Origin of the sequence: Pseudoalteromonas sp. XMcav2-N, from assembly GCF_024124545.1 — a bacterium.
GTDB lineage: Bacteria > Pseudomonadota > Gammaproteobacteria > Enterobacterales > Alteromonadaceae > Pseudoalteromonas.
In genome coordinates, this window is record NZ_JAMXSF010000022.1 from 1 (window position 1) to 14,875 (window position 14,875).

The following is a 14,875-nucleotide window of genomic DNA, read 5'->3' on the forward strand; positions in this document are numbered from 1 at the left end:
AGCACACTGAAGCGATGATAAAAGTGAAAGTGCTCAATAGAATGGCCGGGCTAGGTATGCCTGAATATCAGGGAAACAGCTGAAATCGCAGCGTTTCCTAAGCTATTTGGATTTGATCAACAAGGCCATTCAAATAAGCAATAAAAGCTCAGACACTATAATTGTATTCAAAGTCTCAGATGATCTAACTAATGTAATTGATGGGTTGAATGCAAATTTAGGAGGTATTCAAGATCTACTATTGGCTGAATTTGATTCTGGGATTCATATAATAAATATAGATGCAGACTCTTCACTTAAATATGCGGGCACAATGGATTCTAGCAAAAATGGATTGATAACTATTAACCCATCAGCTCAGAGTTCTCAAGGTAGAGGTATGCTTGTTTTGGGTCATGAAGTAGTGCATTTCAGAGACTATAAAGCAAATGTTTCAAATTGGTCAGAATATAAAATGCAAACTGAACTTAATGCTTTTGCGTGGGAAGAGGCTAACTATAAAAATTTTATACCATCATCTGATCATGACTACTATGGTACAAATATAGCTGATAATGTTAGGAAAGTTAAAAATGGGACCTATAATCATGGGCACTAATTATCTTAAAAAGGTTAATTTTGGCGTGTTGTTTTTTTGTTTGTTTTCTTCTTTGAATGTTAAAGCAAGTAGCGAAACAGGGGTGACAGACTTTGTTGTATATGATTATCTTGATGGTAAATATGAAATATATGTCCTCCACCCTTTTCCAGCAAGACCTGGGAAAGGGGTTCTTAAATTTCACTTCTGTGGCCAGATATATACAAAGGGTGTTGTTGATATGGGTACGAGGTTTAAAGTGGATGCATGTGACATACTAAAAACCAAGTCCTTTGTAGAATTGTATTATGTTAATGATGGTAAGAAAGAACACTATGAAACTTATTACGCAAAACCGTGTAATGGTAATGAAGTGGATTACTATATTCGTGATAATGATGGTGGTGATATATCTTTCTATATGAGTGATTTTAAAACAGGAGTGATTAATATAATCGAAACTGTTGATGGAAAAGTTTTGGATAGGTTTAAAACAGTAATAGGATGTTCGTACTATCGAACGTTTCAGCTTTCTGAAAAACATACCGAAATAGTTGTAAATGGTGTACGAGTGCGAATTGGCGGTTGGTAAAAAGAAGTTACAAGGACACCCACCCAAAATCGTAGGCATTTAGTCTGGGTTTTTTGGGGGGGTGATGTGGTGGACGCTTCTAAATCGGCGTTAATGCATGAAGTTGCATGGACACCCACCCTAAACTGGCGTGCGGAATGTACGCCGTCTACCTTTAGGTATTACTCATGGATTGAGGATGATAGATTATGCCAATGGCAAGGAAGAGACAGGTCAGCTTATCGGATACCAAATACTACCACTGTATTTCCCGGTGTGTGCGGCGCGCATTTTTGTGTGGTGAAGACCGTTTAACGGGTAAATCTTATGAGCATCGACGAGACTGGGTCGAGGAAAAACTGCTGGCTCTGGCCAAGGTATTTTGCATTGAGGTATGTGGCTATGCGGTGATGAGCAATCATACACATCTTGTTTTGTATGTAGATGATAAGAAAGCACACAGGTTATCAGATAAAGCGATAGTCATTCGCTGGCACAAGCTGTTTAAAGGTAACTGGCTGACGCAAAAATTCGTTAATGGTGATGAGCTGAGCGAGTCAGAGCGCAGTATGCTGGATGCAGATATTAGTGAATTCAGAATACGCCTTGCGAGTATCAGTTGGTTTATGCGGGTACTGAATGAAGACATAGCCCGCAGAGCCAATAAAGAAGATGGTTGTACAGGCCGGTTCTGGGAAGGAAGATTCAAGTCACAGGCATTACTGGATGAAGCGGCACTGGCAGCATGCATGGCCTATGTTGACCTGAACCCAGTCAGGGCCCAAATGGCAGAGACTCCTGAAACTTCGGACTATACCAGTATCAAAAAACGCATTGCGTGGGCACGACTGGGCAAGCAACCTAAAAGCTTGCGACGCTTTGCAGGCAACCCCAGAGCGAACATGCCAAGTGGTCTCCCGTTTGAGCTGACCTATTATATTCAGCTGGTTGAATTAACAGGCCGGTGTATGCGGGCAGACAAACGAGGATATATCAGTGATAGCCAGCCGCTGCTGACCAGGTTGCAAATAGAGCCAGACAATTGGCTTAAACTTACCACCCGATTTACCAAAGTGTTTCATGGTGCAGTAGGGCGAACACAGGCAATGACAGATTACTGTGAGCATCTGGAGAAAAAGCGACGAACTAACCTGATGCAGTGTGAGCGCCTACTGGGCTAGCACCTAATCTTTTTCAGTATTATTTCAATTTATCCCAACTTAGGCTTGGGTATGTTTTCGTATAGTCTGGCACCGATTTTTTCACGATTACGAGCTTAAACTTACGAATTTCACCGCTCTGAGCATATAAAAAGCGCGATATTTAATAATCTTGCATTTCCAGGTTGAACCTGCCCACAATTAGGTTGCGAATTTATGGTTGGGTGTCTTTGAAAAATTTTTTAAGGACCAAGTTATTTACTTGGTTTTGAAACTCCGTGGGGAACTTTGAACTCTAGTCGACCGGATGCAACTTGGGGGCCAGAAGCGGAGCCACATTTAGCATTTGAGCTAAAAACGGGTTTACCAATACTCTACCCATATCAAAAGCTACAATATCAGAGAAACTTGCCCAGCTCCACTGAGTTGGTATTGATTATGCTTGCGACAGGTGATTAGGAATGAAAAAGAAAATTATTACAAAATTGACAAAGCACACAGATATATTTTCGATAAGCTTTAAGAAAGATAAAACTTGGATGTTAGCATTCGGCTCATCAACTAGAAATGTGAAAAGCGGGGTTGGATTTAGCGAGTACTCGTCAGGTACAAAGTTTTTTTATTGGGTTTTTCCTGATGTTTGCTTTCCGTTTATTTTCCCTTACTCTCTGTTGGGGAATGTAGATGTTTCAGACGCAGATAGGGCTCACTTTTTGGGTAAAGGATCTAGTCCGTCAGAGAGCGAATTGATTGACTTCATATTGGATAAGTGCAAGCTGGTTAGGGAGAGCTTAGCTTTGGATTACACAAGTTTGGTCGAGTTTCTATCTGCCAACTATGATAGATTATCCAGCTTCGAAAAAGCTGATTATATTCTCCTCAGGTTTTATATGGAAAGGGATTTCAAGTTAGTAAATGAAGCTGAAAAATTAGTTCCAAAGCTTAATCCACACAACCCTAAAACAATTAAATTTAGAGATTTTATTCAGCTGCTAAAGTCTCAGGAAGAATCTAAGATTATTAAAGAAATAGAGTTGTTTAAGAAGGAGAATGAAAAGGTTTGGCAAGCTCATTTTGTCGAAAACTAATAGTTGTTGCTAGAGAGTTTCAAGGACATATATGGACGCTCCAGAAAAATTTTCCAGAGACACCCACCCAAAATCGTAGGCATTTCAGTCTGGACTTTTGGGTGGGTGATCCCGCCGTGGAGCAAACCCCGATTGGTGTTGCTGTGAATGTACAACAGCGTTGCACTATGCTTTGGAAAATAAGCATGAAAAAATTGCAAATACATTAATTGAACATGGTGCAAATATAGAGTTACCTTTTTTTGGAAAAGATAAAGAGTACAGCTGTTTGGAACTAGCAAAAAAGCATGGTCTGGAATCGACAGTTACGCTTCTCATAAAAAGTAAACGAAGGTAAATCAAGGGCAATTAAGTTAGAACAAGTTGCAAAGACACCGATTAAAAATTGGCGCTCAATGAGCGTCTTTTTTGTGTAATAACACCAGCGTAGTGTGTATTGAAAACAAGTAAAGGCATGCACAATTGACCAGCTGAAGTGGTGGCTCCATATATGTTGTGGACCTGGTGATTGGGTGTCATTTACTGGTAATTAAGGAGAGTGAATGAAAATAATTAAATCGTTACTCATGTTTTATTTGATTGTCAGTTTTTATAGTCAAGGATGTGATGAAAAAGGTGGGATGACTTTATGCTCTAAACCAAGACCGATACTTTCATATAAATTATGTGAAGAGCACAGTGTTGATGTTCTTAATTCAGATACTGTGAATGAATGCCTTGAAACTTATAAAAGCTTGGTTTTTGATGGCACGATTGATGCTGAGAAATATAAAAAGTTTGTTTATCAAGCTGTGGAAGCAGGTTTCTCTTCGGCTAAAAGAGTTGTTTATAGTGACCGGAGAGGTATGTTTGATAATTACACGAAGGAAGAGAAAGAAAAGCTATTGTATGAGTCTGCATACCAGTGTGATATTGAAGCTATTCACAAAGTGCTAAGAAAAGAAGTCAAAATGAACTCGCCAGCAGCATATAAATGGAAGTATGTGTTATTGCTACAGGATATAGGCATAGATGAGAAAGTAGCGATAGTTGAAGACTTAAAACCGGTTACCGGTGTTCAAAATAAAATGTTCGAGCTTCTTAATTTTCTATCGAAATTTAGCTGTAGTGAGGGAATAACCTATAGATGAAGCATAGATAAAGTTACATGGACATACATGTACGTTTCAGCGATGCAAAGCCAAGTATGCCAGTGGGATAGCGTGTTTTCGTTATTTTATCCGTTTTGCCATCTGAACGAAGTGAATTGATATGAGTGGTGTTTTAATTGTTTATTTTTCAGTAGCTTATGTAGCCATCAATTGATGTCTGTAGGGGATGAAGTAGAAAACATTACTAAGCCAGGCTTTTCAGCCATTAAAGTTATATTTGGGAATTACTAATATGAAGTTGTTAAACTCATTGCTTCTTTTCGCATATCTTTCTTTTAGTTGCCCGCTTTTATTTGCGAGTGAAAATGGGAGGACAGATTACTTCCTTTATGAAAGTCATCCAATGGTTTCGTTTGACGGAGGATGTATTGGGAGTAAGTTTGAACAGATTAGGGGTAAAGCGAGATTCACTAGAGAGCTGTTTCCATTAGCTTCCTGTGGAGGGAAACACAGTAGAGCGATTGTTTCATTCAATAGTTCAGTAAAGGAGAGTGAAATCAAGTTTGTTGTTAGCCTTATGGTGGAGCTTGGGATTTTAAGAAACAGTTATGGATATGATAGCAATGATTTTAAGTTCAACGCTCTGGAGCATGTGGAGAATATCCGGGACTCTATAGGATTAAGAGCTGAGCAGATTAGTGTTTCAATCTATGAAAGATGGGAAGCAAAAAAAATAGTATAAATTCAATACAATGATGGCTCAAAAGTTATGCTAATAGAGGTTTTAACAAATGGTTTAAACATAGAGTCGGTCTCTTCAAATCGGCTTATGGTGAACTAGCAGTACTTCAATTTTGAACACGCCCACAATCAGGTTACGAATTTATGGTCGGGTGTCTTTGAAAAAATGTGAAGTGTACTATATGAAAGCACACATTGAGAAAGTATTCGGAAGTAGTTCTTGGGGAGGTCATTAAATGAAGCGTTTTATTGCTTTCATACTTGTTGTTACTTCGCACCATATAGGTGCTAATGATGTGTGCCAAATAAGCTCAATTGAACTGTTACAAAAAGCTTTAATTGGTCATTCCGAATCGATTGCTGCTTTGTCTGATGTGGACTTTGAAAATAAAAGGAAAATTTATTTTAAGTCAGCTAGCCATATTGTTGATATGTCTATAGAAGAAAGAATTGTAGATTATGAGAAGCTTTTTGTGGAAAGAACTATTATTGATTTTTCTGGGAATGCAACAACCGTTCTTGTTAAATTGTCACAAGAAGATATGGATCATAGATTAGAATTGCTCAAAGAGCATATTTGCAAGTTTGACCAACTACCAAAAGTTGGATTAACTCTCGACTCCAGTCACCTGAACGATGGTGAAAATATACCCTAGCAAAAATAGGCATTCCCGATAGCTATTAAGGTACAAGACGTTGCATGGACACCAAACCAAAATCGTAGACATTCTGTTCGGATTTTTGGGTGGGTGATGAGATGGACTGTTGTAATTCAATAAAATCAGACGCTATTTTAACTGCTATTACTACCACGCATCGCGCTACCCACTAAGCCCCAAATAACTAAAAAGGGCACTGCCGTGTGCCCATGCTGGTTGAAACCGCTTATCTGTTAAAAATTCCCCTCATCGGGCCTAACAAATTATTAGGGTCAAACCAGTTTTTCAGTAGCTTCAGTAAAAACCACTTTTTGTGATAATGTTTTTTCCAGTCTCTTGAGCTCATGGGAATGGCGCCAACCGGATATTGGAAGCCACCCAGCTCTCGTGCTCCTTCGTAAATGCTTCTGTTGGCCTGAGTGAGCTGCTCAACACGCTCGGGTGTCGGCGGAATAGCGGTACGCATCAAAGAAAAGTAAACGAACTTTTCTTCTTCTGGTACGCTGAAAAACAGGCTACTGAAGGCACTTCTCTGTTGCATCGACATGAGTACCGGCCCGGCTACATCATTGGCAGGTGTATTTGCTAATGTGTCCTGAATAAACGCGTGTGCTTTAGAAGCGGGTATTAACAAAGGACACCAGGGGTGAGGTAAAGTCCAGAGTCCGGCTGCTTTTAACTGTTCTACCACTGGGGCTAAACGGTTCAAAAAAGTAAAATAGGGGAGATCCTGAATAACTTCGGCTCCGGGCACAAAATTTAAGCCATCAAGCAGTTCGGCATCTACAGGTGGCGTATCGGGCTCAAAGTACTTAGCCAGCTGCATTACATAACGCCAGCCTCCGGCAGGATCCGGCTCTGCACCACCCTGAACGCCATCAAAAACCCCTTCATCTAAAAGGCGCTGGTTGTCGTTTAAGTAGTGTTCAAGATTATCGTACACCAGCTGATATGCTCTGACCGTACTGGGTGTTGGCTCAAGATCAAAGCTTGCTTCTACGATAATTCCGAGCTGACCTAAACCAGCTTTCATGGAGTGGAATAGCAGGCTGTTTTGATACGGTGAGCAGTCAAGCAAGCGGCCGTCACCGGTGACCACTTTAAGGTGGCAGATATTGTCTGCCATACAGCCGTGTTTATAAGACTGCGCACCCAATCCACCGACAGCAATGGTGCCGCCAACACTCAAGTCAATAAAGTCAGTGATGATGGGGAGTCCCAGGTTTTGAGGCACTGTGGTTGCCAGTAGCTCGCTCCAGCGAGCACCTGCCTGAGCAGTAATTTGCTGGTTATGAACGTCATAGACTTCAGCCAGTGAAACCATGTCTATCACCACGCCGCCCTGGGTTTGTGTTTCGCCGTTGGTCGAATACCCTTGCCCTTTTACCGCAATTTTTACGTTATGCTGATTGGCAAATGTAACCATATTGACGATATCTTGGTAGGTGGCGGGCTTTAAAATCGCGCGTGAGACATATTGATGAATATGACCAAAATCATCAGCGGCCTCAGTCAGGCTGGTTTCATCGGTGATGAGTTCGCCGTCGAACACAGGAAAGTTGTCGGCAAACGCCTCGGGTGATAAGTTGAGTAAATCGCGCTCGCTCGCCCAGCTTTGGCTTTGCAGGTTAAACCCAACAACCAGGCTACCCATGCCTATTTTTTTTATAAAATCTCTTCGAGATGACTTGTGATTCATGCATCCTCCTAATATTACTGAAGTAAAAAGCAGTAAGAATAAAATGTGATTGGATCAGAAAATGCGTTTTAAAGGCAAATTCGTATTCCGTTTTTATTATCTTGATGTTCACGTTACCGCTAATGTAAACGTCTCTGTCCCTGAAAAAGCGTGTTAGTCAGCACGCTAAGCTTCATACCATGATCAGCTAAAGCGACCTCGTTTTGAGCTGGGTATGTTGGCGTCTTTATTGGTGTTGTATCTAAACTCAGGTAAAACCCTATTAAAATTTTATTAACCTTATACTTTATGGCTAATTGCTATAAATAAAGGGGCTGGCAGAGATAGTATCATAATGAATGATACATAAATGCTACACTTTTTTAACCTCAAAGTGAAAGGATTTATCGAAGAGGCGATAAGATATCTTAGTTCATTCTTTTGTCTTAGAATACAGGCAGGTAGACCGACACCACTGTTTGCTAATTTAAGTAAAAAGCCGCATTGATGTCTTTATTAGTTTACCGGGAATACCCCGAAGATTTTACGGTTATTTGGGGTTTATGTGTAAGCTGTCCAAAGGTGAGCGTGCTGCATTGCAAAACAACGAGGTGAGCCGAATAAAACGTATGGCTTAAAAGGGTTTATAGATAGAATTTTGGCGTGCCCGAGCGTTACATAATGCAAAAGGAGTAAGCAAAATAATCCTGGTTTCAATCCCTTTAAAAGCCCAGACTATTTGCCTGAGCTTGGGGTAGTAAAGTACGTTGCCCGATAGCCTGAAGCGCTTGTTTTGCCTGTCGGTTTGCAGCGAATAATCTAAAAGCGTGCTACACAACCGCATCGATAACGTCGGCAGGTTTACCATCTCTGATTATTTTGCCGTCTTTAATCTCTATAATGCGGTCCATCATGGCGAGCACATCATAAGAATGCGCAACAGAAATGACGGTTTTGCCTTTCATCAGCGTTTTAAGTGAGCGGATAAACTCGGCTTTTAAGGCCGGGTCCAGGGCACTGGTTGCCTCATCCAGTAACAGTATTTTCTTATCTCTTAATATCGCTCTGGCCAGCGCCAGCCGTTGTCGCTGGCCGCCAGAAAGTTGTCCGCCGTTTTCACCAATAAACGCACTTAACCCCTTACGGCCGCGAGCGTCTGTGTATGCTTCAACAAATTCCAGGGCATTGGCCTGTTCAAGCGCGTGTCTGACCGACGCCCGGCTTACGTTATTTAAACCAAATGCGACGTTTTCATAAATGCTCTGATTAAACAGGCCAATATCCTGATTTAAAAAGCTGATCTCGCCACAGATCTGATCTGTGGGGTAATCTTCTATATTCTTGCCATCAATGTAAATTGCCCCTTCTTCAATTTCGTCAATGCCGGCAAGCATATTCAGCAGCGACGACTTTCCTGCTCCTGACGGGCCTATGATCCCCACCTTTTCGCCGGCTTTGATTTTTAACGACAGATCGGTGAACAGGGACGCTTTGTTTTCATACGCAAATTCGACGTTTTTAAAGGTGATTTTTCCTCTGCACACATTGAATTTGCCTGCGTCTTCAATGGGTTCAATATCTTCCAGAAACTCGTTAATCACTTCTCTGCCCACGGTAACCTGACCCCAGGAAACAAAAAAGGCGTCAAACTCTTCCTGGCACCATTCCGAGAGCGAAATAACCCGATAGACCAGGGCCAGCACCATAGAAAACTCGCCAACGGAGATGCTGCCATTGAGCCAAAGCTGTAAACACAGAGCCCCTGTGCCCACAATCAAAGTACCATTTAGCAGGCCAACCACAGAGGCAAAATGAGAGAAAACACGAAATTCTTTTGCCACCACTCTGCGGTGTCGGGTCGCCCATTTCTCAGCAAACTGTTGCTCGTATTCGCTGCCGGAGAGCATTTTTACCGTTCTGATCCGGGCAAAGCGTTCAGTCAATTTTCCGGTGATCTGTGCACAGCTTTCGGCTTCCAGCCGGTTGGTGGTTTTGGCGTTGGGGATCCACTGCCCGAGCAGCATAGCCAGAAACAGGCCTGTCCAGATAAGGAATGGCAGCGTCAGCCAGCCATCTATGTTGCCGACGTAAAACAGCAGCGCGCCCAAAAATGCCAGTAAAAATCCGGCAAAGCCACAGAACTGCAACACCACATCAATGATGGCTTCGGAGGTATCCACAATCACAATGGCTGTGGAGCCCGGGTCGTCTTCTTCGTGATAACTGGCAGGCGATGCTATTAAAGTGCGATACAGTTTTACAATGGTGTTTTTTTGCAGGTTAGGCCCAAGCAGCTGATGAAACACCAGGTTCTTAACCAGGGTGAGTGCGGGGATCACAACGGCAATGGCCACGGCGAACAATGCCAGCTGGTATCCTTTATTGTTCAGTTGTGTTTTGTCACCGGAGGTATCCAGCCAGTCGACCAGCTCACCCAGAAAGTCAAAGGTCACAATTTGCAATAAGCCGCCCAGCAAAGAAATGATAAATGCAACGGCTATCCAACCAGAAAACTCTTTGGCGCACTGGCGGATAAACGAAAGATTGTGTTCGGCCTCATGCAACTGGCTGTCGAATGTGTCTTTGTGGCCTATTTTTTCAAATAGCGTAAATAGTGGCTTCATCGCTTTATGTGGCACCCGCACGTATCTGGTTGCGCTCCGGCTGTTTGGCCAGAGCCAGTAATAAACAAGCCACTGAGACAACGATGCTGGTCGTTTCAGTGGCTCTGACTTGTATACTAATCTGCCTTTATGTCAGCAGAGTAAGCGCTAGTCGTCGTCTTCATTCTGGTTAGAGGTTTCTGGCGTATAGTCATCCCAGTCGCCAGCGGCAGGCATCGACAGTTCATCCACGTTCTCACAGTTTACGGCCTGGTTGACGTAATCCCGCATATCTTTAGATAAGAAGAAGGCGCCAAAGTGTGCTTCCGGCGAGTAGTATTTTGTTTGAATATCGGCCTGATTAAAGCGTGTTTCGAGTTCAGCGAGCGACAGTGTGTTGATGGTGCCGCTGCGCGTTGCCCAGATAAACGCATGGGAGCCGCCAAAATAGTCGTAACATCCGCCCATATAGATGCCAGCCGGATTGTTAAACGCCTGAGTTAAACGAGATACCATCGACTGCATCATATAGGGCTCAAAATAAGGCGTACCACCTTGTGCCACTAAAATGCCGTCAGCTTTTAGTGCGGTTAAGCAGTTACCAAAAAAGGATTGGGTGAACAGGGTTTCCGACGCACCGCCATCCGGGTCAGCTGCATCCAGGATGATCAGGTCGAAACAGTCACTGTACTGAGAGATGATGTCGGCGCCATCACCAATGCGCAGTACAAATCTGGGATCGTCAAATGCGCCGTTGTTAATTTCTGGCAAGTACTTGCGGCTTAGTTGAATAATTTGCTCATCAATATCCACCATGACCACGTTTTCTACGCTCTGGTGTTTTAATACTTCGCGGGCACTGCCGCCATCGCCACCGCCAACGATCAATACGTTCTTGACCTGACCATGAAAGAGGATAGGCACATGTGCCATCATCTCATGATAAATGTGCTCCCCTTTGGTGGTGACCTGGATCCCATCGTCTATGCGCATTACTTTACCCAGGTGGCGGGTTTCAAAAATGCTGACATCCTGGAACTCGGTTTCTACATCTACCAAATCTTTTTCTGAACGAAGTGCAATGTGAACGCCACTTGTCATTTGCTCATAATGCCAATTAATCTTAGTCATGTGCGTGAATACTCCGTTTTATGCGGTTTTTTGCGTTGCGTGTAACTGGTTATGTAAAAGCGGCTGGAATTCTCCGGCCTGGCTGACAGAGCCACCTCGTGTGAGGGTGTTCACCACCATCCTGCCTGGTTGAAAACACTGTTCTATCACAGCCAGGCACAGCTCAGGCTGTGCATCACCACACATAAAAATGTCCATGGCAGCGAAGTTATATTCTGGCCAGGTGTGGATAGAAATATGGCTTTCAGCCAGAATGATCATGCCCGACACACCGCCATTGGTTTCAAATGGGTGCAAATGGGTTTTCAAAATGGTGGCGTTTGCTGCGTTGGCACATTCAATCATCATCTCTTCTATGTGCTGCTCACCGATGAGGTTAGAGGCATCAAAAATATCGACAATAATGTGCTGGCCCAGTGGGTGAACAAGCTGTGTTGTGGATGCGGGTTTAGTCATGCTTTTACTCAGTGTTCGGTTGTCAGGGTGATCAGGTAGCCGGTTTTGTGCATGTTGCTTACTGGCGCAGGTAAACCTGACGACCAAAAACACAGACAAAGTGACACGCTCTGGCTCTCCCTTTTTGAATACGGATATTCCAGCACTGAAATGTGCAACGAGTGTGGAGTCGGGCATTGATGCTAAGACTGGCGGCTCGGTACGCGGCAGGTGGTGATTGCTGCTATTATGAAAAACACAACAGGCTCAGATGCTTGTGACTTCACAAACGCAGCAGGTTGCACCAATATAGAAGCTAAAAAATGATATACGGGTGTGTGATGAGGGTGGACACACAACGGCCGTTTAGCCTTTTGGGGTGGAGCTGTAAATCGAATCTCTAAGTAAGTCCGAGTTCATGCAACTGGTGGTACTCGAACAGTCCATGTAAATTTCTATTAGGCCAGAGGAAAGCTTTCAATTAGTAAATATATAAGAAAAAAGGGTTGCATTTCATGAGGTGTATAGTCGTTGTCATTTTTTTAAGTTTGACTGTCGCATGCCAGCGGTATACAGATACTTTTCGTTATATTTCTTTGGAAGGGAACGAAAAAGTTGTTGAGGTAGCGAGCGGGATTATCAAAAACCCAAAGGTTAAGCTTGAGAAAGAGATCGTTCTATCTTATAAGCTTGAAAGGGATAAATACAATATTGTCTTCACGATTGACAGTAGTGGATTAATGCCAAACATTATTGTGTATTCTGAAGGGAGACTAGAGCAAATAGCGCCTAAAATTGTTCCAAAAAGATTTAGAAAAAATAACAAAAATAGTATTCCTCAATGCAATCTTAGTTACATTGTTCGCGGTGGGACCGCTTTTCAAATTGTAGTGCCAACATGCTTTGACTTTAGTGGTGGTAACTTTATTTCTTTTGACGTCTTAATTGACTCAGAAGTCGTTGGCAAAGAAGATCTTAAGTTTATTTTGAGAGCAGCAGGAGAATATGAAACTGTTGATGGGATTTAGTTGGCTAGGGTAGTTAAGTTGGTACCCATTCAGAACGAGTGTGAGTCTGGCGCCAGGCTTTTATACTAAGTGCTCGATGACTGATGCAAAGGAGTTCTGTAATTGAACGTGTTTATTAAAATATTGGCGGGGAAGTATGAGACGTAGGTCATTTTTACTACTTCTTTTTGTCTTTAGCGCTGTGGTCAGGTCCGCAGAGTTCGAAAATACAGGGCCTCACGGCTTTCATGAGGATATTGTAAGTATCACCATGAATGCTCAGGATGGCGCGGCTTATACGGTAAGAAAAAATACCCATCACACTTTGGCGTCAATTCAGGTTGAAACTCAGGACCAGTTTTTATCAATAAAAAATGCCTGTTTTAAAAAGATCTTCTTTCCGGCGCTTCAGTCGATGAAAGTATCACGGGAATATAATGAGCAGAGTCAAAAACATGATTTGGTGCTTGTTTCTGTCAACTTTGGTTATTTTGGTGATACAGCGGATGCCCTTTCAGATGACACTAAACTTGAAGACTGGCGACTTAGACTGACGATACATAAAACGCACACGAATATTGCGCTTATCCAAGACAAAACTAAGGTGTTTGATTATTGCCGTTGAAGCGTAAGCCAGGGCCGGTATGAAAATAGCTTGAAGGGCAGCCACTTAAACTAACGCATCCAATTGACTTCTTATGATGTCTATTCAGGCAATGCAATATTAAAAGCCCCGGTATTGTGCGGGGGCTTTTCTGTATCTGGTTGTATTTACTGACCAGTGGGCCTAAGTGTGCTGTACTATTTTTGCTGAACGAAAGGGTAAAGTAACCCGATCAGCAAAAGTTGCCCCATCCGCTCGCATTACAGGTTTGTTGCGGTGGTCCCGGCGGGCCAATGTGGCTAAGGCATGTCCAGGTATTCGCACCGCCCGCAATGGCCGGTGTATTGCTATTTTCTACTAAGTGCCGTTCAGACAGCGATTTGAGCTTTTTACTGCTTAATTTTAGTTTCATTGTTTTTATCCTTAAATTAATCCTGTGTACTGTTCGTACCCAATAACCATAAACGGTTTATGATCGCATTGTCAAATATTGCATACAATATACATTGCATTTTCTCCGTTTTATGGTGGGTGTCCAGGAAAGCTCGTAAAAAAACCGCCAGTAAAGGCGGTTCTCTTAAAAGCAATGGTGTGTGCACAAGAGTGAGGGACTCGCTTTCGGGCATAAAAAAACCGTCCATATTGAGGCGGTTCTCTTAAAAGCAATGGCGGAGAAGGAGGGATGACAAAATACGTCCTGTATTTTGCCCTGCGGGCCGCACTGAAGTGCGTTCAATTTTGTTCCAGACAAAATTGTCGAACCCTGGTCGAGGGTTCTCACCCGCCTTCTCATTCGTGAACAGGTTTATTTCAGGCATAAAAAAACCGCCGTAAAGGCGGTTCTCTTAAAAGCAATGGCGGAGAAGGAGGGATTCGAACCCTCGATAGGGCTACAAACCCTATACTCCCTTAGCAGGGGAGCGCCTTCAGCCACTCGGCCACCTCTCCGGCGCAAAAACTTAAAAATGGCGGAGAGATAGGGATTTGAACCCTAGATACGCTATTAACGTATGCCGGTTTTCAAGACCGGTGCTTTCAACCACTCAGCCATCTCTCCATGGGCAAAGATAATACTTAGCGAATTTGATGCTGTAAATAGTTTTTAATTTGTTTGCTTAATTTTTGTACTCAAATGTGGCTTTTTTTAATAACTTGAATGAAATCTGGGCGATAAAACGCATTTTATGATATTGAGTGACAGGGGAAGTGTAGAAAAAGGGCATGTACGGTTGGGGGGAACATGCCCGAGGCAGACTTACTTATACATAACCACCTGACTTAACATCAGTTGTTTACCCACAGTGTTTAACCATGCCTTTAGGTTAACGCGGCGCTTGGTACCAGGCGCTGTGGCTGTGTTTAGGGTGGTTTGCGTGTTGCTGCACGCTGCAGCTGAATTAAGCATGTCTGACTCCTCAAAATCTTAAAAGTAACAATGTTGTCTGTATCGACATGGTTATTTTGCGCGCATTGTGACTAAAAATAAAACGATAAAAATTGTTGATGAGGGATTAGAAAAACTAATGGAAA

15 protein-coding genes, 2 tRNA genes and 1 pseudogene are annotated in these 14,875 nt (G+C 42.7%); 10 read left to right on the plus strand and 8 right to left on the minus strand.

Translation table 11 applies throughout. The annotated features are described in order from the left end of the window. The first annotated feature begins 112 nt into the window (after nucleotides 1-112). The 8 genes and pseudogenes from NH568_RS21405 to NH568_RS21435 all read left to right on the plus strand — a co-directional run bounded on the left by NH568_RS21405 (nucleotide 113) and on the right by NH568_RS21435 (nucleotide 5,884). Entirely contained in the window at nucleotides 113-598 is a 486-nt protein-coding gene (locus NH568_RS21405; protein ID WP_253050718.1) for a hypothetical protein, read from the plus strand. Then, the gene (locus NH568_RS21410; RefSeq protein ID WP_253050720.1) at nucleotides 573-1,169 is read left to right on the plus strand and encodes a hypothetical protein; all 597 of its coding nucleotides are present in this window, start codon (nucleotides 573-575) and stop codon (nucleotides 1,167-1,169) included. Before NH568_RS21405 ends, NH568_RS21410 begins: the two co-directional genes overlap by 26 nt. 188 nt (nucleotides 1,170-1,357) lie before the next feature. Further along, nucleotides 1,358-2,329 carry a transposase gene (locus NH568_RS21415; protein WP_253050721.1) on the plus strand — a complete coding sequence of 324 codons (972 nt, stop codon included), beginning with the start codon at nucleotides 1,358-1,360 and terminating at the stop codon, nucleotides 2,327-2,329. 440 nt (nucleotides 2,330-2,769) lie between these two features. Beyond that, nucleotides 2,770-3,396: a hypothetical protein gene (locus tag NH568_RS21420; RefSeq protein WP_253050723.1), complete on the plus strand. Its 627-nt coding sequence runs from the start codon at nucleotides 2,770-2,772 to the stop codon at nucleotides 3,394-3,396. A 130-nt stretch (nucleotides 3,397-3,526) separates the two neighbouring features. After that, a pseudogene (locus NH568_RS24275) lies at nucleotides 3,527-3,733 on the plus strand (ankyrin repeat domain-containing protein); the annotation flags it as partial. 205 nt (nucleotides 3,734-3,938) lie between these two features. After that, entirely contained in the window at nucleotides 3,939-4,526 is a 588-nt protein-coding gene (locus tag NH568_RS21425; protein ID WP_253050725.1) for a hypothetical protein, read from the plus strand. A 253-nt stretch (nucleotides 4,527-4,779) separates the two neighbouring features. After that, complete coding sequence (locus tag NH568_RS21430; RefSeq protein ID WP_253050727.1) at nucleotides 4,780-5,229, plus strand: hypothetical protein; 450 nt, start codon at nucleotides 4,780-4,782, stop codon at nucleotides 5,227-5,229. A gap of 235 nt (nucleotides 5,230-5,464) precedes the next feature. Then, entirely contained in the window at nucleotides 5,465-5,884 is a 420-nt protein-coding gene (locus NH568_RS21435) for a hypothetical protein (RefSeq protein ID WP_253050729.1), read from the plus strand. Between the two features lie 229 nt (nucleotides 5,885-6,113). Here NH568_RS21435 and NH568_RS21440 read toward each other — a convergent pair whose 3' ends face one another. From NH568_RS21440 to speD, 4 genes are all read right to left on the minus strand, one after another. Further along, a complete protein-coding gene (locus NH568_RS21440; protein ID WP_253050732.1) occupies nucleotides 6,114-7,586 on the minus strand; it encodes an FAD-binding protein in 1,473 nt (490 codons plus the stop codon). Between the two features lie 809 nt (nucleotides 7,587-8,395). Then, entirely contained in the window at nucleotides 8,396-10,189 is a 1,794-nt protein-coding gene (locus NH568_RS21445) for an ABC transporter ATP-binding protein (RefSeq protein WP_253050734.1), read from the minus strand. Nucleotides 10,190-10,336: 147 nt separating this feature from the next. After that, nucleotides 10,337-11,299, minus strand: coding sequence for a polyamine aminopropyltransferase (gene speE / locus NH568_RS21450; protein ID WP_138553074.1), 963 nt, complete (start codon nucleotides 11,297-11,299; stop codon nucleotides 10,337-10,339). Nucleotides 11,300-11,317: 18 nt separating this feature from the next. Further along, nucleotides 11,318-11,932, minus strand: a complete 615-nt coding sequence (speD, locus tag NH568_RS21455) for an adenosylmethionine decarboxylase (protein WP_253050736.1) — start codon at nucleotides 11,930-11,932, stop codon at nucleotides 11,318-11,320. 317 nt (nucleotides 11,933-12,249) lie between these two features. Between speD and NH568_RS21460 the strand changes: the two genes are divergently transcribed. Beyond that, nucleotides 12,250-12,762 (plus strand): hypothetical protein, encoded by a 513-nt coding sequence (locus NH568_RS21460; RefSeq protein WP_253050738.1) that lies wholly within the window; start codon nucleotides 12,250-12,252, stop codon nucleotides 12,760-12,762. A gap of 136 nt (nucleotides 12,763-12,898) precedes the next feature. Next, on the plus strand, nucleotides 12,899-13,366 hold the full coding sequence (locus tag NH568_RS21465; protein ID WP_253050740.1) for a hypothetical protein: 468 nt from the start codon (nucleotides 12,899-12,901) through the stop codon (nucleotides 13,364-13,366). 211 nt (nucleotides 13,367-13,577) lie between these two features. On the opposite strand, the gene NH568_RS21470 is transcribed toward NH568_RS21465, so the two are convergent. The 4 genes from NH568_RS21470 to NH568_RS21485 all read right to left on the minus strand — a co-directional run bounded on the left by NH568_RS21470 (nucleotide 13,578) and on the right by NH568_RS21485 (nucleotide 14,750). Next, nucleotides 13,578-13,757, minus strand: coding sequence for a hypothetical protein (locus NH568_RS21470; protein ID WP_128064521.1), 180 nt, complete (start codon nucleotides 13,755-13,757; stop codon nucleotides 13,578-13,580). 443 nt (nucleotides 13,758-14,200) lie between these two features. Further along, nucleotides 14,201-14,293: transfer RNA gene (locus NH568_RS21475), tRNA-Ser, on the minus strand. A gap of 18 nt (nucleotides 14,294-14,311) precedes the next feature. Next, a tRNA-Ser gene (locus NH568_RS21480) sits at nucleotides 14,312-14,402 on the minus strand. Nucleotides 14,403-14,600: 198 nt separating this feature from the next. Further along, entirely contained in the window at nucleotides 14,601-14,750 is a 150-nt protein-coding gene (locus NH568_RS21485; RefSeq protein ID WP_253050742.1) for a hypothetical protein, read from the minus strand. Between the last annotated feature and the right edge of the window lie 125 nt (nucleotides 14,751-14,875).